Origin of the sequence: Pedobacter endophyticus (assembly GCF_015679185.1) — a bacterium.
GTDB lineage: Bacteria > Bacteroidota > Bacteroidia > Sphingobacteriales > Sphingobacteriaceae > Pedobacter > Pedobacter endophyticus.
On record NZ_CP064939.1, the window covers coordinates 5,094,165 to 5,113,813 of the forward strand.

Annotated in this window: 13 protein-coding genes; all 13 read left to right on the forward strand. The window is 43.4% G+C overall.

Translation table 11 applies throughout. The annotated features are described in order from the left end of the window. Position 1: 1 nt before the first annotated feature. Positions 2-4,027 carry a T9SS type A sorting domain-containing protein gene (locus IZT61_RS20750; RefSeq protein ID WP_196098907.1) on the forward strand — a complete coding sequence of 1,342 codons (4,026 nt, stop codon included), beginning with the start codon at positions 2-4 and terminating at the stop codon, positions 4,025-4,027. Between the two features lie 183 nt (positions 4,028-4,210). Continuing rightward, positions 4,211-8,053 (forward strand): fibronectin type III domain-containing protein, encoded by a 3,843-nt coding sequence (locus tag IZT61_RS20755; RefSeq protein ID WP_196098908.1) that lies wholly within the window; start codon positions 4,211-4,213, stop codon positions 8,051-8,053. A gap of 2 nt (positions 8,054-8,055) precedes the next feature. Beyond that, positions 8,056-8,502 (forward strand): hypothetical protein, encoded by a 447-nt coding sequence (locus IZT61_RS20760; protein ID WP_196098909.1) that lies wholly within the window; start codon positions 8,056-8,058, stop codon positions 8,500-8,502. Between the two features lie 78 nt (positions 8,503-8,580). Beyond that, positions 8,581-9,063 carry a hypothetical protein gene (locus IZT61_RS20765; protein ID WP_196098910.1) on the forward strand — a complete coding sequence of 161 codons (483 nt, stop codon included), beginning with the start codon at positions 8,581-8,583 and terminating at the stop codon, positions 9,061-9,063. After that, a complete protein-coding gene (locus IZT61_RS20770) occupies positions 9,044-9,514 on the forward strand; it encodes a hypothetical protein (RefSeq protein WP_196098911.1) in 471 nt (156 codons plus the stop codon). Before IZT61_RS20765 ends, IZT61_RS20770 begins: the two co-directional genes overlap by 20 nt. A gap of 170 nt (positions 9,515-9,684) precedes the next feature. Continuing rightward, the gene (locus IZT61_RS20775; protein ID WP_196098912.1) at positions 9,685-10,152 is read left to right on the forward strand and encodes a hypothetical protein; all 468 of its coding nucleotides are present in this window, start codon (positions 9,685-9,687) and stop codon (positions 10,150-10,152) included. A 105-nt stretch (positions 10,153-10,257) separates the two neighbouring features. Then, a complete protein-coding gene (locus tag IZT61_RS20780) occupies positions 10,258-13,413 on the forward strand; it encodes a hypothetical protein (RefSeq protein ID WP_196098913.1) in 3,156 nt (1,051 codons plus the stop codon). Then, positions 13,410-14,105, forward strand: a complete 696-nt coding sequence (locus tag IZT61_RS20785; RefSeq protein WP_196098914.1) for a hypothetical protein — start codon at positions 13,410-13,412, stop codon at positions 14,103-14,105. The genes IZT61_RS20780 and IZT61_RS20785 overlap by 4 nt, the downstream gene beginning before the upstream one ends. A gap of 100 nt (positions 14,106-14,205) precedes the next feature. Beyond that, on the forward strand, positions 14,206-14,583 hold the full coding sequence (locus IZT61_RS20790) for a hypothetical protein (RefSeq protein WP_196098915.1): 378 nt from the start codon (positions 14,206-14,208) through the stop codon (positions 14,581-14,583). Then, entirely contained in the window at positions 14,580-14,906 is a 327-nt protein-coding gene (locus tag IZT61_RS20795; RefSeq protein WP_196098916.1) for a hypothetical protein, read from the forward strand. Before IZT61_RS20790 ends, IZT61_RS20795 begins: the two co-directional genes overlap by 4 nt. 307 nt (positions 14,907-15,213) lie before the next feature. Continuing rightward, positions 15,214-16,389 (forward strand): type IX secretion system outer membrane channel protein PorV, encoded by a 1,176-nt coding sequence (gene porV, locus IZT61_RS20800; protein WP_196098917.1) that lies wholly within the window; start codon positions 15,214-15,216, stop codon positions 16,387-16,389. A 17-nt stretch (positions 16,390-16,406) separates the two neighbouring features. Continuing rightward, the gene (locus tag IZT61_RS20805) at positions 16,407-17,786 is read left to right on the forward strand and encodes a PKD domain-containing protein (protein ID WP_196098918.1); all 1,380 of its coding nucleotides are present in this window, start codon (positions 16,407-16,409) and stop codon (positions 17,784-17,786) included. 17 nt (positions 17,787-17,803) lie between these two features. After that, positions 17,804-19,648: a TonB-dependent receptor gene (locus IZT61_RS20810; RefSeq protein WP_196098919.1), complete on the forward strand. Its 1,845-nt coding sequence runs from the start codon at positions 17,804-17,806 to the stop codon at positions 19,646-19,648. The last annotated feature ends 1 nt before the right edge of the window (position 19,649 follow it).

The following is a 19,649-nucleotide window of genomic DNA, read 5'->3' on the forward strand; positions in this document are numbered from 1 at the left end:
TATGAGAAAAGTTTTAGCAACGTTTATCTTATTGCTGTGTGGCTTAATGGCAAGCGCACAAGAATACAAAGCAAGCATAAAGTTGGAGATAGCGCCAAGTTCAGATAATTATGGTGATGGCTGTGATAATAAAATTCAAATATGGCTAAGGTTTACCGATGGCTCAGAAACCGCTATCATGCCCTACATCGATCTAAATAATATTCCCCGGTATGGATACAGTCATTTTGAGGCGACTTTACATTTCCCGGCCAATAAGACAGTAAACGCATTGAGGGTAAACACGTCCAGGCAGTGGAGAAGGACAATTGGGGGATGTGGAGGCAATACTTCGCACCAGGATGTTAGCAAGACCTTTGGAGCGGGCCACTGCCACAATTATTACGATGAGGGCTCTGCAGCTGGTGAAAACTATGCCAAATACTGGCAGACAAGAATCACGCTCGACATTAATCCCGTAATCAGTATTATAAGCCCCAGCTCCGGATCACTTTTTCCTAATGCGGACAAGCTGACATTGAAAGCTACCTTGGGCTTTAAGACCACTGATTACGCTTGGCAGTACCAGGTAGGAACGGGAACATGGCAGGATATGCCAGCTGCCTTAAATACCAATGGAAAGAGTACCATATCATTCACCGGAGAGGAACTTTTAGGCCCTGATTTCAGTACGCTGTATGGCAATAAGAATATATTCTTCAGGTTAAAATATTGTAACAACCTATATTCATCGATCATAACAACTATTCCCCGTCAATCTGCTCCCCACATCACTTCTGTAACCCCCATGCCGAACAGTTGTTTCGGAACAGAAGATGGCGGCTTTTCATTACAATTTGATCGGCCGCTCCTTACAGGCGAAACCTTAAACCTGACCATCTCAGATGCCAGCAATGGCGATCCCGTAATGAATATCAACAACATTACCGCATTTGAATCCGGCAACAAGATCACATCGCCAGCAGCACTGCCTCCGGGATCCTATAAGGTAGACATGCTGGGAAAGTACAACGGAATAAGCACCTATACCGAATCGAATACCCATAAGGCCAATTTTAGTTTCTCTGGTCCAACGGCCGTAGATTTTAATATTGCAAAGCGTGATATTTATTGTTATAACGGCAAGGACGGCACCATCACTATCAATGCCAGCGGTGGCAATGGGAATTACAAGGTCCTCTACAAAAAAGACGGCGATGCCAACTATACAGAAATAGCCTTTGCCTCGGCAGGGCAGCATATACTATCAGGACTGGATGTGGGTACCTATCAGGTTCGCGTGGTGGATAAAAAGGGATGCTTTAAAAAGGACGGAACGGGAAGCGAGGTCATATCAACGGCCATTATTACCCAACCTGACGAAGCCCTGCGGATTGATTTTAGCAAGGCCACAAACCCAACCGCCTTTGGTTATACCGATGGCAGCATACAGGCCATTATTGTTGGGGGAACGCCCGATGCAGGGAATTATACCGTACAGTGGACAGATATTAGCGGAAACGCACTCTCCAGCTTTACCAATAGCAACAACCCATTTAAAACAACGTTGAACAACATTGGCGATGGGAAGTACATCTTAAGGGTTACCGACAGCAATTACCCCTTGGCGCAAACGGCCAATGCGGCCGGCTGCATCGTTATCGATACTTTTACCCTCACACAGCCCAGGGCACTGAGCATTTCGATCGAGAAACAAAAGAGCATCGTCTGTAACAACGAAACCAATGGCGAGCTATATGCCCGGGGAGATGGCGGGATCGAGATACCAGAACAAAAATATGTTTACGAATGGCTTAAGGAGAGCAACGGTACTTTTACGGCCCTTACGCAAACCGATAGCATCCTCATGGCAGTAGGCACCGGAACCTATAAGGTACGGATCACCGATAAGAACAACATCAGCAAAGAGTCAGCGGCATTCACCCTGAACCAGCCCACGGCGCTGGATTTTACGGTTGCCAAGCGGGATGTCTATTGCTACAACGGCAAGGACGGAACCATCACTATCAAGGCAACAGGGGCCAATGGCGATTACAAGCTTTTATACAAAAAGGACACCGATGCAGATTACACCACGCTCGCCTTTGCATCTGCAAACGAACATCAGCTGAGCAATCTCGACATTGGAACCTATACCCTTCGTGTAGCAGATGTAAACAGCTGTTATGAAAAAGATGCCAACGGTGCAGAGGTAGTGGAAACCATCACCATAACGCAGCCCAATGAGGCACTCAAGATTGATAATAGGGAACTGACAAACCCCACGTTCTTTGGTGCAAGCGATGGCCGTGCAGAGATCACTCTCACAGGTGGAACACCAAATGCGGGGAGCTATAATACCAGGTGGACGGATATCGACGGTAACGTACTCAGCAGCTTTACCAATACGACGGGTCCGTTCAAGACCACCTTGAACAATGTGCCCGATGGAAAATATATTCTACAGGTAACCGACAGCAATTACACCCTGGCGCAACAGGCAAATGCCTCAAGCTGTATCGTTATAGACACGATTACCCTAAAACAGCCACCACCATTAAAGGTGGAGATTGAGGAGCAGCGATATGTCTCCTGTAAGGGCGATGCCGATGGAAAGCTTTATGCAAGGGCGACGGGTGGCATTATTATTCCGGGAATGAAGTATAAGTATGAATGGTTTAACGAGGCAAACGGCAGCTACACCACTATTGCGCAAACCGATAGCATCCTCGTTAATGCCAATGCCGGAACATATAAGGTAAGGATTACCGATAAGAACAACATCAGTAAGGAGTCCGTTCCCTTTAATTTGACCGAGCCCATGGCGTTGGCGATATCGACCTCATCAACCGGGCTGGTCTGTAGCGGTGACAGTAATGGAACGGCAAGCGTTGCCATAACGGGCGGTACGCTGCCCTATCGCATCGAATGGAGCAATGGCGACACTACCGCCAATATCAACAAGCTGACTGACGGAAACTATCTTGTCTTTGTGACCGATGGCCATGGCTGCCAGGTACAATCGCAGGTAAACGTGGCTGCACCAAATCCACTGGAGATTACCACGAGCACAGTTAAGAACCCAACCTGTTTTGGCAGTAATGATGGAGCGATTAGCCATACCATAACGGGCGGAACGCCACCTTACCAATACCAATGGAGCAATGGGGCAACCACCAAAGATTTGAGCAATCTTGTTGCCGGAACCTATACGCTAACCCTATCAGAAAGCAAGGGCTGTAGCAAAACGATTACCTATAACCTGACCCAGCCAACCGCTGTAAAGGTAGACCTCGGACCTGATGTTACGCTCTGTACAGATCAGGTGCATCAGGCGGATGCTACCATTGCAAATGGCATGACCTATAAATGGACAGGCGCCAATGGCCTTAACGCCAACACGGCCAAGGTGACTTTGAGCGAAACAGGGATATATTACGTTGAGGCCATCAATGCTATTGGCTGCGTGGGTCGTGATACCATCGAGATCAGGAAAAGTAATGCTGTCATCGCCTCGGAATTTGTGGTAACCACGCAAACCTTTAAGAACGAAAAGATCAATCTGGTGAACATCAGCAGCCCAAGGCCACAATCGGTAGCGTGGCTGATACCCGATGATGCCAATATCAAGGTGCTTTCTAAAACCGACGACAACCTGCAGCTCAGCTTCTCGGCAACAGGCACCTACACCATTGGCCTTAAGGCTACGGTGGGCGATTGCTTCAAGGTGTTCACCAAGCAGATTACCGTAATCGAGGGTACCTCGTTCAACGATCCGGGAACGACGAAAGATCCTTTTATCCGATCGTTCATTGTGGCACCAAACCCGAGCAACGGCAATTTTTACGCAAAGGTCGAGCTACAGGACGTATCGAACATCAAGCTGCGCCTGCTCAATACCATCACCGGGCAACTAATCAATACCAGGGAGGAAAGCGGCAGCAGCACTTATAACCTGCCCTATTACCTCACGCTATCTACCGGGGTTTATGTGATGATATTGGAGACGCCAAAGGGGAACATGGTTTACAAGGTCTTAATACAATAAGAGTCGGGCGTCCGCAAAGGCCGATGTCTGGTTGCTTAACCCGCTTCATGGATCGTCATCCGATAGTTATCGGATGCGAGGCTGGACTAAAGCGAGCCGACCTGTGCCGATTTTTCGGTAAGCAATCTGTTAGATGAAATAAAAAGTGCGAGTACATCAATCCTCGCAATAGGATATTGAGATATGATTAAAAGAGACAAGAATAAGTTTGTAGTTGGGAGTACAGAGTCTGGAGTTGGGAGCCCGCAGTCCGGATGCTTAAGCCAGTTGCAAAAAAGAAATGTGGCCCCTGAAAATATGCAAAAGGCATCCCTTTTGGGAAGGCTGGCGTTGCATTTTCAGGCTATGGGTTTTACCTTAAACCTTAAGCCTTTCGCCTTCTACCTCATCACGATATTCGGCCTTTTGGCCCTTGGTTTAAATGGCCAAGCCCAAATCTACCCCGTACAGGTAACCCCCGTGCTCGTACCGCCCTACTCGTTAAACACCAGCGATTACTACAACGGCACCACCGAGCGGCTGGCCATCGTGCTCACCAATACCGATCTGCAAAAGCCCGTGCTGAGCGTGCGCCTGCGCATGTACATCGAGGGGCAAAATGCCAAGCTCCAAAGCAAGGACGGCGTTTACTACCCAACCATTACCCTCGATGCAGGCATCCCCCAGCGCATCAGCCTCGGCGACCTTGCACCCTACTTCAATGTAGACAACCTCAACTTCTCCGGCATCACCCGATCCATGTACGCCCAGAACAGTAAGCTGCCCGAGGGCTTTTACTCCTTCTGCTTTGAGGCCATAGAGGTATACACCGGGCAGGTGCTCAGCCGCAAGAGCTGTAGCATGGCCTACATTACCCTGAGCGACCCGCCACTGCTCAACATCCCTGTAAAGGGCGAAAGCATTGCCAGCAGGGAGGTGCAGAACATTATCTTCCAATGGACGCCCCGCAACCTCGGCAGCCCCAATGGCGCCTTTAATACCGAGTACGAGTTTACCCTAAAGGAGCTTTGGGATACCGGCATTGCCCCCGAGGCCGCCTTTCACAGCACCCAGCCGCTCTATCAGGTAACCGTTAGGCCAACCACGTTATTAATGGGCCCTGCCGAGCCACAGCTCATCCCCGGCAAGCGCTACGCCTGGCGGGTACGGGCCGTAAGCACCTCGCCTATGGGCGAGCAGCTCGACAGCTACCGCAATAACGGCTTTAGCGAGATCTACTGGTTTACCTACCAGAGCGATTGCAGGCCACCGCTCGCCATCAACTCCAGTGTAACCAGTGGCCGGGTAACCATCAGCTGGACGCCCGACCCCACCAATAACGGAACGCCCGCAGGCGGCTACACCCTGCAATACCGCGAGCGCAGCCTCAGCGGTTCGAAATGGTATAGCGTAAATACGCTCGAGAACAGGGCCGTGCTATACGACCTCAAGCCCGGCACGACCTACGAATACCGCGTGGGCAGCAGCTGTGTGGCAGGCAATATTGGCATCGGCACCGACCAGACAACCTATTCGGATATCCTGACGCTGGAGATCAGCGGCAACCCGAACGATACGCGGACGGTAAACTGCGGGATGATCAGTCCGGAGATTGCCATTGCCAACCGCACGCCGATACAAGCCTTAAACCAGGGAGATTTGATTATGGCGGGCAGCTTCCCGGTAAAGATTACTCGCGTCTCCCCCTCTGGGGGAGGTTGGGAGGGGGAAGGTTATGTTACCATCCCCATGCTGGGGCAGGCAAACGTAAAGGTGCGCTTTTCGGGCATACAGGTAAATACCGAAAGGCAGCTGTTTGCGGGGGTGATTGAAACGACCTATGATCCGAACGAGAAGCAGATTGCGGCTGTAAAAGAGATTTATGATGATTTAAAAGGACTCGTTGCTGGAATAATCAACCTGATTAAGAAAAGAGAGGAATTTACAGACCAATACAAAGGTACTGCCGCCGATAAAAAAGCAGCAGCAGAAAGAAATGCAGAGGAGGACAAGGCATACGATGCGCTTGCGCAAAGCCCATACTTGACCGATGCAGAAAAAAAGGAACTGAAGGAAGAACAAAAGAGTAAGGCAGAAGGTTATGCCGGACTTGCTGGCGATAAGGATTGCGACGGCAATGAGATAAAGCCCAAAAAAGGTCCTTATAACCTGTTCCTCGATTATAGGGACGTAGATTGCTTTAAGGAGAAAATAGCCAAGGCCACCAAGATCAAGGAATATGCCGAAAAAGCCAGGGAAAGGGAAAAATCATTAGGCCTTGAAGAGACTGCCCATAGCTATAAGCTTACCAAGGCGACAACATTTTTAAGTCCAGCCAATAAGATATTTACGCTGCCCACAGATTCAAAAATATTCTTTTACTGTGTGGATTACACCTCATTTGTAAATGGTGCCCTTTATGGGTTCGCATTACCAAACGGCGATTATTACGCATTTAAGCCAAGGGATATTGTTGGCAGCAATTTTAGCGGCTACCATAAGGTTATCGGCGGCACGTTTGGAGAAGCCTACCTAGATAACAACACTTACCCTACTGGTAAGCAAATACTAACTTATATACACGGCTTTACCGATGAAACCACTAATGAGAACAAATATCAGCTTATAGAGGGCGAGCTTGACGTTACAGCCGACCAAATCGACTCGAAATATTTGAGCGGAAAAGCCCATGACTTCGAGTACGATACGAATGGAAACATCGTGGCAACGGTAACGGCAAAGAGCCCTTGCAAGATTAAGCCACAGAAAAAGAACACCGAGCCGTTCGAGATAAACTCGCCCGGAAAGTACACCGCAAAGGCAAAATTTGATAAGGAAACCAATAAGTGGACTGCCGAGGTTAAGCTTGACCCTAACCTAGCCAAAAACCCCAAGATCGAACAGAAAGCTGCCGCCTTTGAAAAGCAGATGAGCGAACTGGCCACCGAGAAGCTGAACGAGCTAGATGGACCAAATGGTAAAAAAACACAGTCCGTATCGGATACCAGCGGTTTCTATGTAAAGGATATGAACGGTGCAGAATGGGTGAGAACCATTGGCGATTTGGGAAGCAACGTATGGGAAGAAGCGGCTTTGCCAAAGGACTATTGGAATGAGGACGAGGTTAGCCATAAAACCTCTACCGTTAGGATGCCTGCCCTATTTACCGGTGTGGGCGATGGAGTAATAGAAGAAGTAACTGAATATCCACAATTGATTAAGCTGGGCTATGATGTTGCTACAAAGGAAAAGATAAGAACAGCACTGTGGACTAGTGTAAAGAATATTTCATTGGAGAGCATAAAAGACGCCTCTGTAAAGTTCTACGAAGAGAAGAAAGCCAACTACACTAGCAACAAGCCTTACATCCTTAACCATACGGTAGGTAAAGACGCCGTACAACTGGTTAGTGTAATTATTGGCGTAGGTGGAATAAAAAAAGTAGCAGGCAATATAGATGACGGCGTTGAGAAAGTTGGCAAAGAAATAATTTCAGAGGTAGACGATGTGCTGATAAAGCAACTTGATGGAGCAGATGGCCTTGCCAAAAAATCATTAAAAGAAGCTATTGAAAAAGGAGATTTTGATAAGGAACTTGTTGAAGACCTAACCAATGAAGTAAATGATATTGCTGTTAGCAAAGGTAGAAAGCTTTCTTGGGATGAAATAAAAGTGTTGTTTAAAAGAGGTAATGATTTTAATGATAAGGGTAGATTGGTATATCAATTTAATGAAGTTAACTTAGTAGATGGAAAAAGATTAGATTCCTATATCCCTGGCAAAGAAATTGTATCTCGTAAAGCGACGACTTTAAGTAAAATAAAATCTGAAACTTTCGAAAATTATTTAAAAGAACTGACAATGAAATATCAAAAAGGGAAAGCTATTAAGTCTCTGAAATATGGTAAAGGATTTGAAAATAAGGTGTTAGAAGGTGAATATTTTTTAGAAATTCCTACCTCAAACAAATTGTTTTTTGAAGGAAGTCAAAAATTTAAAGACTTGGCAAAAAAATATAATGTTACAATAAAATACTTAGATGAATAAATATGACGGTGATTGATATATATATAAAAAGCGATTTTGTAAGAAAGTATAGGTCTATTTGTGAAAAATATAATGACTTTAATAATAGAATGCGTGGAGATAATATTCTTTTATATAAAAAAATGTTTGATAAGTTAAATATCAATTATACGTATAATAAAAAGGAATCTTTTTTTAAGCTTGAAAATTTTATTGCCGATTATAAATTTAATCTTAATCTTATTTTAAAGGGAGGTTTAGTTGAAGCACTTATATATATTGAAACAGAAGATGATTTTCTTAAACCAAGTGGTCGTTTTGATTTTATCGCAGAACAAATTGATAAGGAATTCGATAGAAAAAAATATAATTTACCAAAATATTGTAGTGAACAAGAGTTAGAGTGCATAGTAGAGGAGCTGCTTTCCCTATATCAAGATTTAAGGACAGAGTTCCGAAACTCAGCTTAGATTCGGCATGCCTGCATTTTGCAAAAAATTATTTCGGTACTGTAAAATTAGGCCGCTCTATGATAGAATAATAGAAAAATGGAGCTAACAAAGGAAAGTCAATTATATATCTATAAAAGTATAAACTTCTATAACAGATATAAACTATTAAGTGAATCATTCCGATTTGAAAATACTTTTGAATCTTATTCCAAGAATGAGGTTTTAAATATTTTGAATGAAATTGGATATAATGCCAAATATCATAAAAAAGAAAATTTTTTTGAAATAGAAGAAATAATAAGTGATAAAAAGTTTTACTTAAACACCTGTTTAAAGTATGGATTGGTCGAACTAATTATTGGCGTAAGTGATGTTAAAACAGATGCCTTGATAATGGGTGGCGTATTTGGCAATATCAGTGACGAAATTGAATATTTAGCGGGAATTAATAATGAGCGAAAAATATTTCTTCCAAGTTTTAGGGATTACAATGACTTAAAAATAATATTAACTGAAGCTTTTAATCTTTATGAAGACTTCAAACACGAATTTATTATTTATGGACAATATAATAATTAAGAATATCATCAAAGATTCGTTACTAGAAATTTCTTTTGAAGAAAGATACATTCAACTATGTAATAGATTTAAAGATTATGACAACTGCAAAAATGTAAAGAATAGTGATTTAAATAAAGTTCTAAACGAAATCGGATTTTCGATGGAATCTGTACCTAAAGAATCCATTTTCTTCAAAGAATATGATTATAAGTATTTTCGCTTACGTTTTATTTTACCATATAAACATGGTATTATAGATTGTTCTGAATTATATTGGAACGAAAATAACAGTATTAGGATTTACGGAGGTTTTAGAAGTTATATTAGGGAAATTAATCCTGACATAAAAAATCAAATCCAGTATTTATCACCAATAAGTACGAGCGAACGGGATCTTAAAGTAATTGTTCAAATACTTATTGAGCTTCATGTCGATTTTTTAAATTTATTTTCCCAAAAAATCGAGTAAAGAATCTAAATCAACTCACAATTGCTTTCAACGGCATTGATGGACACATGTTTTGGGAGATTAATCTCTAGAAATACCATCATCTAATAAATCGTTTTTTGAAAGCAGTAATAAATTAAAGAAATTAGCAACAGATTATAAAGTAAAAATTAAATATTTGGAAGAATAACATGGAACTAGTAAATATTTATGAACGAATAAATTTTGTAAGAAAATTTAAAGAAATAAGTTTGAGGCATAATGATTTTAAAAATTCTTTAAACGGAAATAATATAGAGATGTTTAATAGGGTTCTGTCGAAATTTGAGTATCAAATAAAATATTTTAAAAAAGAAGAATTTTATAAGATAGAGGAAAAGTTAAATAATATTGTTTTTATTTATCAATTTTCATTGAAAAATGGAATTGTTGAACCAATGCTTTATGTTAAAAATAGAGGTATTTATATAGGGCCTGATCATAGATTTGATTCTATTTGCGAGAAATTAGACAATTCATTTAGTCGAAAAGAATTTCCTATTCCTGTTTATACTTCAGAAGATGAGTTGACTGAAATTTTGTCTGAACTATTTTTACTTTACGAAGACTTTAAAGTTGGGTTTTTAAAAAGTCCTCTTAGCAATATTCAGAATTCATAGTTTTTGAAATCTAAGTTTCATCATTCTTTAAAAATGATAAGTTCTTTGAAATAATAAAAACACAAGGTAGAGCAAGGCACCGACGGCAACCGAAAGGTTACCAAGGTGAGCGAGAATATACCGTTGAAGATGAGTCCTGCTGAGCTGAACACCCTTGCTGCGAACCAGGGCGTGGTAACCTTTCAGCCCCATCCGAAACAGTTGTTTGCCTTTGATGAATATCAGAATGTGTACGCCAAGAGCAAGGTGTTTAGCGACGTTTACCAAAAGCTGAGCGATAACTATTTCGTAAGTGCCAAGGCCATATTGCCCGGTAAGACCGATTTGGTAAAAGCCACAGTAAAGCTTAACGATGATAAGCTAAAGGCCGATAGCGTACAGTTTATAACGGGCAAGGGAAGCAAGCTACAGACCACAAAACTACAGGATGGAATCTATGAGATTACAATAGTCGGTGGCCCCGCCAATGATGCACAAGAGCTTTATGCGGTTTACCCACTGGCCAATGGAAAATACCAAACCCTCGGAAAACTCTTCATCGCATCTTACCAGCCCCAAACGGTTAAGGTTGCGTTGGTGCCGGTTAACGGCACAACGCTCAATAAGAATGAAATTACCGAGCAGCTGAACAAGACCTATAACCCAATAGGGCTAAGCTTTACAGTAAGGGAGGCCAACAACTTCGTAAATACCGATTGGGACCTCAACAAAGATAATAAGCTAGCAGTAAGCGGCAGTGGATTTTTGGCCACGCAAACCGCTGAAATGAAAGCTTTAATCAATGCGTATAAGTCAGCCAACCCAAGCCTTTCAAAGGATGAGGCTGTGCTCTTTATGCTGAACAGCTCAGACAGTACGGCAAACCTTGCGGGCGATATGCCACGGGGCAAGCAGTTTGGCTATCTATTTAGCGGTGCTGACGGAAATACCGCAGCCCACGAAATTGGCCATGGCGTATTTAAGCTGGAACATACTTTTAAGAAGTACGGTTTCAGTGCAAGCGATCTGGTCGGCAACATGATGAACTATCCGCCGGGGGCTGGCCTCACCAAGTTTCAATGGGACGCGATACATGCGCCGGGAATTGTGATCGGGGTATTTGAGGGGGATGAGGATGCGATGCTTGCGGGCGGCTTTGGGCTATCACCAGACTTCAAATTGATCAGTACCAACACCAATCAAATATTGTCTGATGCTACGCCAACGGCCGACCCATTTGTAGGCGGATTTGTTTCGATCAATAAAGACAACACAGAAGAATATTATTACTGGAGGGAAAAGGATAAGCCATACCAAACCAATCAGGGCAAGGACTATGTTGCTTCAAAGTTTGCAGCTACAGATGAAAGCGTAATCTGGTTATTGGTAAACAACAGTAAGGACTGTAAGGATAGAAGATACATCCGCACCCTTTATAAAGAGGTCAAAACCCTTATTGGCAACGAGGACCTTGCTGGCCTGCAAAAATATGTAGACAAATACCTTAATCAAACAGATCTCAGCAAACCAGTTTACGCAGGAGTTTTAGGTTGTGGCAAGACAGGGGATGGACAGGGAGCGGGCAGCAATGTTCTATTTGTTGACTATTCTACAGGCAAGGACGGCAAGTCGCCTTTTACCGCAGGCCAAAAAAACAGTCTCGATAAAACGATCACCGGAATCGACAACGGACTTGAAACGGCCCTAAAGGTTTACCTGTTAAATACAGGCAATCCAAACTATGCGACCCAAAAGGCCGAGGCCGAAAACGACAAGGCGGCCAACAAATTTATTGTTACCTACAACGAGCAAAACCAAAAGCTAAACCTACAATATAAGCTTTCGATACCCAAGTGGCTTAGCGATGCACTGCCCGAGGCCACTACAGATGCATGTATAGACAAGTACGTTAACGACGGGCTTGATGAACTGCACAATGATCCTCTTTATAAGGTAGCACCAAGCTTTGACCAGGCGCTGCAAGAGATCAACGTCGTAGCCTATCGCGGTATGTTTGGCATTCTGTACTGTGCCACCAACGAGGAAAGCGTTCAAAACGCAAGCGCTACCGCAAAATTTGTAGCGGGCGGGCTCCACGAGATCATCGCCACGGTAGATGTAAAAGAACTGGTAAAGGGATTGGTAAAAATGGGCGGTGAGGCTGCAACAGCAACCGTAAAAAGCTATGAGGAGTTTTATCACGATACCAAACAGACTTTTCAGGATGTCCGATCTGGCAAAACAATCGATAATGCAGTGCTTATCCAACGGTTGTTGCCGCCAGGATTGCGCACCAAGGTCAAACTGGCCAACACCATTGTAAAGGTTGCCAAGCAATTCTCTTCGTTCTACTTCACCGATTGCGATACCTATAAATTTTCAAACGGCCAAACAGGCGATATCTGCGCCTACCGCTACGGACAGATAACCGTTATGGTGGTGCCTATTGTGTTTACGGCGGGAGAATATGCTATAGCAAAGGGCAGTGCGTTAGTAGCGAGGCTGAAAACAATTAGTACCCTTGGGCGTACCGAAGAGGTGGTCAATCTGCTCTCCAAAGCGGATGATGTTGGCACTATTATTTCAGAATCGGAAAAAATCATCATCAAAAGTGGTGATGAGGTACAAAGCGTTGTAAAAGAATCGGGTAAGGCAGTAATTATAGATGGCGTAGAGAGCATTGATGATGCCATTAAGGTACTCGAACGGAAAATAGCCGATCCCGATCTGCTAAAAACGGCCAAGGAAAAAGCCATTGCCGAAGCAGCCGAGGATGCAAGCGTATTAAAGGATAAAGCCTGGCTCGAGAATATTATCAAGGGAAATAAGTTTGAAGCATACATGAATCCGAGGATTAGAACTGACTTAACCAATATTGGTGCAGACTTAACTAATACTACACAGGTAAATCAACTATACGTAATGGGGCCAAAGGGCAATATGGTGATTATGGACAATGGCTTCGTGAAACAGATCTATGCTATAGATGGTTCATTAGATTATACAAAAGTAATTTACAACGACAGCAAACTCAACGCGGGTACTGCTTGGTCTAAGAACCAAAAAATGGAAATAATCAATTTCTTCAGGGATAATCCTGATGAATATATTTTGATGAAAGTAAGAAGTACAAACCTTAATTTAGATAAGGCTGGTGCTGAAATGATAAGACAGGGTTCTGAAATTAGATTATATAGAAAAGATGTGTATAAGAGTATTAGTGATGCTAGTGGTACCTTTGGGAAAATAATAAAAATGGAAGATGTCAAATTCAAAGAATGATGGATCAAATAGAAATAATAAAATTAATTAAAAGTCAACCTGCAATTGACGGGTATTTGTTAAAAGTAGTACAAGAAAACGGATTAGGTATTTCTTTATTAGCTAAAACTGATAAAATTTCATCGGAAATAGGCGTTTTTATAAGCAATAATTCATATAAACAATTTAGTACATTTTTAACACTCTTAGAAGTAGAAACCATTATCCAACCTCTATTGAAAAAACATAAGATTTTTGATACGGTAGACGGTGGGTTAACTTATACATTAAATTTTAGAACAATTGAGTCCGAATTATTTCGGCAAACGTTAAACCCATCTTATCCCAAAACAATAGAAACAGAGCAGGATGTGATTGATTTATTGAATGATTTAAATAATTATACGAAAAATGTAGCTGAGCCATTTTTCGAGAAATGGAGCGATTTGCGAGTGCTTGATAAGTTTTTGGAAACCGTTCCGCAGATGGAGGTACATAACTATTTAGGGGGGTACGGGGTATATTCAAAGCTGCTTATTTATAGATTATGTAACAATCCAAAATATAACGAATACATGGATCTGATGTATTCGTTTGCTATAAACAGGTTTAAGGAAAATCCTAACGGAGATATCGCCATAAAACGAAAACATGGCTTTATGATTGATTTTAAAGAAGTGTTAGATAAAACCGAACCTATTTACAATGTTTAAATGACGTTTTAATAAGTGTATCTTTAAAAGACGTTTTCCAATACTTAATTATAAATAAGAAGTATTCAGAACATTGATAAGACATAAACTATAGGGAGTGATGGAACAATCTAAAATCATACAGAAGTTAAAAAGAATAGCAGATGCTATAATACCGGAAGGGTACTATTATGCCGAAGAGGAAGGATACAACGGTATACCTGTAACAATCATTAGGAAGACGATAAACTTTGTTTATAATGTAGGCGTATGGATTGATAGTAAAAATAGTTATAGCCAATTTAATACTACTGTATACTTCAAACAAGTCGAAGAGGTTTTAAATCCTTTACTGGTGAAACATGGAATTATAGAAGATTTTTCAGAAGAAAATAATAGAACTATTTGGTTAAAAACGATCGAACCCGAGATGTTTAAACAAACGTTAAACCCATCTTATCCCAAAACAATAGAAACAGAACAGGATGTGATTGATTGAATGACTTAAATGATTATGTGCATAATGTAGCCGAACCCTTTTTTGAAAAATGGAGCGATTTGAGGGTTTTGGATAAGTTTTTAGATACTGTTCCGCAAATGGAAGTGCAGAATTACATCCATGAAGGAGTGCTTTCAAAGGCATTGATTTATAAACTGTGTAACAACCCAAAATACGATGATTACATTAACCTCTTATTTAGTTATTACACGGGTAGATATATTGAGAACTCAAATCAGGATGAAACTTATAAAAAAATGAATGATTTTATTGTCGATTTTAAGGAAGTATTAGATAAAAACGAGCCAATTTATAACATTTAGCACAAGATAATTGGATTTAGGGTTCGAGCCTAATGATTTTAAAAGAAGCTTCATTACGCAGAATTTGGAAACTTCAGTCTTTGTTTCAAGAAGGAACTGAACCGACACTAAAACACATACGAATAAACAAAGCGTAAACTAAATCATCCCTGATTTAGCAACAACAAATTGCCAGATAGATCCCTAAATATCTGACAAGGAAATAAGTCCATTTGCACATCCCACAGGCAATGGATAGAACCGTTAGCGAGCATCCCTAAGCTAGCGGATAGGCACGGCTGGCGCCGTGTAAATTAAAAAGGGATAAATGAATGGAGTAAAATACGGATTATTGACAGCGGCACTGCTTTTAGCGGTAATGCCCCTCTGTGCCCAAACTGTTTCGGGCGTACAGACAGACGGAACGCGGCAGAGCAACATTGTTACCGCAGTTCCCTTCCTGCTCATTACCCCGCAGGCCAGGGCAGGCGCCATGGGCAATGCAGGCGTAGCACTGGATGCTGGGGCCGATGCTCCCGCCATTAACATGGCCGCACTGGCCTTTTTGCCAACGGGCTGCTCTGGAGTGTCACTATCCTATAGCCCCTGGCTAAAAACATTGGTGCCCGATATGAGCCTCGGCTACCTAAGCGGATATTATCGCCTCAGCGATAAGAACACCATTGCCGCATCGTTTCGCTATTTCTCCCTTGGGGCAATACAATTTACCGATAGCCAGTTTCAAAGCCTCGGTACCTACAACCCGAACGAACTGGCATTAGATGTGGGCTACAGCCGAAACATGGGGCCCGATTTTGCCATGGGCGGAACGCTGCGCTTCATTTACAGCAATCTGTACAGCGGCCAATTCTCAAACGGTGGACAGGCACAGGCGGGCAAGGCGCTGGCTGCCGATGTTTCTGCGATCTATAAAAGGGAGGTCTCGCTTTTCAGCACCGCTGCCATATGGTCGGCGGGGATAAACTTGTCCAACATTGGCACCAAGGTAAGCTACAGCACCGAGGGGCCTGCCTATTTCCTGCCCGCCAATTTTAAGATCGGCACAGCGGTTACCTTATTGCCCGATAATGATAGCAGATTGAGCTTCGCCCTCGACCTCCACAAGCTCATGGCACCCACGCAACCCATTTACGATGCCGATGGCAACATTACCAGCGGTAAAGACCCCAACCGCTCGGTACCCGCCGGCATATTTGGCTCCTTTGCCGATGCACCTGGTGGCTTTGGCGAGGAGATGAGGGAAATCGGTATTTCTACAGGTTTCGAGTACAGCTATCAGCAAAAGTTTGCCCTCAGGGCAGGATACAATTACCAAGACCCGCAAAAGGGAAACAGCCGATACCTGACCTTGGGCGCCGGCTTTAAGTATAATATCTTCAATATCGATTTTTCCTACCTCGCAGGGAGCACCAGCAAGAGCCCTCTGGCAAATACCTTAAGGTTTACCCTGCAGGCCAATTTTGGCCAGCCTCAAAAGAAATAGAATAACGCATTATAAATATGAAAAAAGAAACTACATTTCAGCAATATCCTTTCCGTAATGGGCTTGCCATTTTCGCTATTGCCTTGCTTTTGATCTGGGCGGGATGCAAAAAGGAGACAGTTATAGAATCGAAGGCCGGCTTCAATTACGAGATCATTGATCAGAACTTTACCGTTCCCGTAAGGATAAGCTTCGTAAACACCAGTACCGGCGCACAAAACTATGAATGGACATTTGAAGGAGGCAGCCCTGCCAGCTCCAACAAAAAAGAGCCCGGAATAGTACAGTTCGATCAGGCTGGAACCTACAAAGTGAAATTGAGGGCCTGGAACGACGATAATGAGAGCGTAAAAGAGGTAACCATACAGCTTGATAGCGCAGTAACTGCAAATTTTGATGCCGTTATCCAAACCAACGATTTTTCTCCCGTGCAGGTAAAAGTTACCAATAAGACCATCGGGGCAAGTACATATAAATGGACGTTTGAGGGCGGTACGCCTGCAAGTTCAGAAATTCAACAACCACCCACGGTCAATTTTGTGGATACCGGCTTCCATAACATTACCCTTACCGTGGGCAATGGCAGGGCCACCTTTACCAAAACAAAGAAGATCCATGTAGCGCCTGCCCTTGCCCCGGGCTTTGATATCGTTCCCTCATTTGCCGACAACGATATGGAGGCACCATTAACTGCGACCCTACAAAATACAACTATTAGCGGGTTAACGTACACCTGGACCACTACAGGCGGAACCATTGCCAATACAACCGCCACAAGCCCAAGCATACATTTTAACGACGCCGGAACCTACACCGTTACGTTAAGTGCGAACAATGGTAAGGAGACTAAAAAGGTTGAGCGCAGCATTACCGTTTTGCCAAATAAAAATCTGCGCACTTTTACCGATATCAAGCTGGGGGTGAATACCGCACACGGCACCATCGGAAGCTTCTTTTCGACCAGTTTACGTAAAACATTTAAAAAGGGTGATGATTTGAGCAGCAATGGAAAATATATCGATATCGTATACTTTGGCCTCAACCAGAACTTTGCCTATAACAAGTTCCTCTCGCCCGATTCGGCAGCTGCCTATACTTTTAACGCCATTCCGCAGGCCATGAGCAATAAGGTCGTCAATGTTCAGGAAAACTGTGCATGTGGAAGCATAATGACCAGTGCCGATTTTGAAGGCATAACCAATGGCATTGCCTTTAAGGATTACACGATCAACCCAAGTGCCGCGGGCAAAAAGCAATTTACCAATGCTGCCGTACCCCGAATAGTCCTTTACCAAACCGCCGATGGCAGAAAGGGCGCCATCAAGATCAAGCAATACATGGCCAACGGTAGCCAATCCTATATCGTGATCGATATCAAGGTACAAAAAACACCCTAACCCCTAATCGCTCTATTATGAACATAATACATTATTTCAGCCAAAAAGAACATGGTTTAAAGCTTAGAATGAGGGGTTCAGCGCTATGTCTCAACTTGCGCCCTGTTCTTTCTACTTTCAGCTCTCAGCTTTGGTCTTTCAGTTTTAAGCTCACCCTTGCTTTAGTCTTTTCGCTTTTAGCTTTCAGCTTTAGCTCGAAGGCACAGAACATCAATATAGAAAGCTTAAAAGGGATTGGCAAGGCAAAGCCCATTCGGGTAAGTGGCGGGATCAATGCCAATAGTGTCATGTTTGCCGGAAACGGCGCCACCATGCGTAGTCCCTTTACCTACTTTTTGCAGGGCAGCGTAAATGCGAACTTGTTCGGGCAAATCAACCTCCCTTTCAGCTTTAACCTGACCAATAGCGGCCATGGCTTTAGCTACCCGACGCTGCCCAACCGATTGAGCCTAAACCCCACCTATAAGTGGATATCTGGGCATATTGGCGATGTCTCGATGACATTCTCGCCCTATACCCTCAATGGCCACCAGTTCAGGGGGCTCGGCTTCGACCTAACTCCCGACGGCCCATGGAAGGTTAGCGCTATGTATGGCCGGCTGAACAAGGCGGTGGAATACGACCCGATGGTTAACAACGCACAGCCGGGCTACAAAAGGATGGGTTACGGGGCGAAAGTGGGTTTTGAAAAGACGAAATACATGGTCGGTTTGACCGTATTTAGGGCAAAGGACGAAATAAGCTCACTGGTAAACAGGCCCGACAGCCTATTGATCTTTCCGCAATCCAATCTGGTGATGAGCTGGGAGGCAAGGGTGAAGCCAATGAAGGGGCTGGAGCTATCTACAGAGTTCGCCACGAGCGGGCTTACCCGCGATCTCAGGGATACCAGTGAGAAGGCAGGGAGGAGAAACTATCTAAACCTGTTATCAAAGGGGAATGCCTCCACCGCTTATTACAACGCCTTCAAGTCGCAATTAAACTATAGCTATAAAAAAAGTACCCTGGGCGTGGGCTACGAGAGGGTGGCGCCCGGCTACCAAACCCTCGGTGCCTATTACTTCAACAGCGACCTTGAGAATATTACCGTAAATATGTCACAGGTTTTCTTAAAAGATAAGGCGAACATAGCCGTAAATGTGGGCTTTCAACGAGATGACCTCGATCACAACAAGGCATCGGGAACGCGGAGGTTTGTGGGGTCGGCCAATTTGGGCTATAATCCGAGCGAAAAGGTGCAGACCACTGTAAGTTACTCCAATTTTCAAACCTATATGAACATGCGGCCCCAGTTTGATTACATCAATCAAGCCTCGCAGTTTCAGAACATCGACACGCTGAACTATATTCAGATCTCGCAAAATGCCAATGCCAACGTAAACTGGATGACCAGAAAGAATGAAAAACAAACGCAGGCGCTCAACCTAAATCTGAGCTTTCAAGACGCCACAGACCAGCAGGGCGGCATTGTGGCCAATGGAAATGCTTCACAATTCTATAATCTTGCCGCAGCGTACAATGTGGTCCTAATAAAGCAGGGGATGGGTTTTACGCTTGCCTATAATACGAGTTATAATACCATCGGGAAGAACGATTTCCTTACCATGGGTCCTACTTTGTCGGTAAACGCAAAGTTCTTAAAAAAAACATTGGTTACAGGGTTCTCAACCTCCTACAACCTGAGTAATTCGTTGGGGGTAAGGCAGAGTAGCGTATTAAACATAAGGGCCAATGCATCGTATGTGGTATTGAAAAAACATAACCTCAACTTCAGCTTAATGAATCAAAACAGAAACCTGGTGAGCAAGGGCAAAACCAACGATATGACGGCGACCTTGGGATACGGATATAGTTTTAAATAAA

Excerpts from the sequence above, each read along its gene's own strand:
- IZT61_RS20750 (WP_196098907.1), top strand. The coding sequence starts at position 2 with ATGAGAAAAGTTTTAGCAACGTTTATCTTATTGCTGTGTGGCTTAATG.
- IZT61_RS20755 (WP_196098908.1), top strand. The coding sequence starts at position 4,211 with ATGATTAAAAGAGACAAGAATAAGTTTGTAGTTGGGAGTACAGAGTCT.
- IZT61_RS20760 (WP_196098909.1), top strand. The coding sequence starts at position 8,056 with ATGACGGTGATTGATATATATATAAAAAGCGATTTTGTAAGAAAGTAT.
- IZT61_RS20765 (WP_196098910.1), top strand. The coding sequence starts at position 8,581 with ATGGAGCTAACAAAGGAAAGTCAATTATATATCTATAAAAGTATAAAC.
- IZT61_RS20770 (WP_196098911.1), top strand. The coding sequence starts at position 9,044 with ATGGACAATATAATAATTAAGAATATCATCAAAGATTCGTTACTAGAA.
- IZT61_RS20775 (WP_196098912.1), top strand. The coding sequence starts at position 9,685 with ATGGAACTAGTAAATATTTATGAACGAATAAATTTTGTAAGAAAATTT.
- IZT61_RS20785 (WP_196098914.1), top strand. The coding sequence starts at position 13,410 with ATGATGGATCAAATAGAAATAATAAAATTAATTAAAAGTCAACCTGCA.
- IZT61_RS20790 (WP_196098915.1), top strand. The coding sequence starts at position 14,206 with ATGGAACAATCTAAAATCATACAGAAGTTAAAAAGAATAGCAGATGCT.
- porV (WP_196098917.1), top strand. The coding sequence starts at position 15,214 with ATGAATGGAGTAAAATACGGATTATTGACAGCGGCACTGCTTTTAGCG.
- IZT61_RS20805 (WP_196098918.1), top strand. The coding sequence starts at position 16,407 with ATGAAAAAAGAAACTACATTTCAGCAATATCCTTTCCGTAATGGGCTT.
- IZT61_RS20810 (WP_196098919.1), top strand. The coding sequence starts at position 17,804 with ATGAACATAATACATTATTTCAGCCAAAAAGAACATGGTTTAAAGCTT.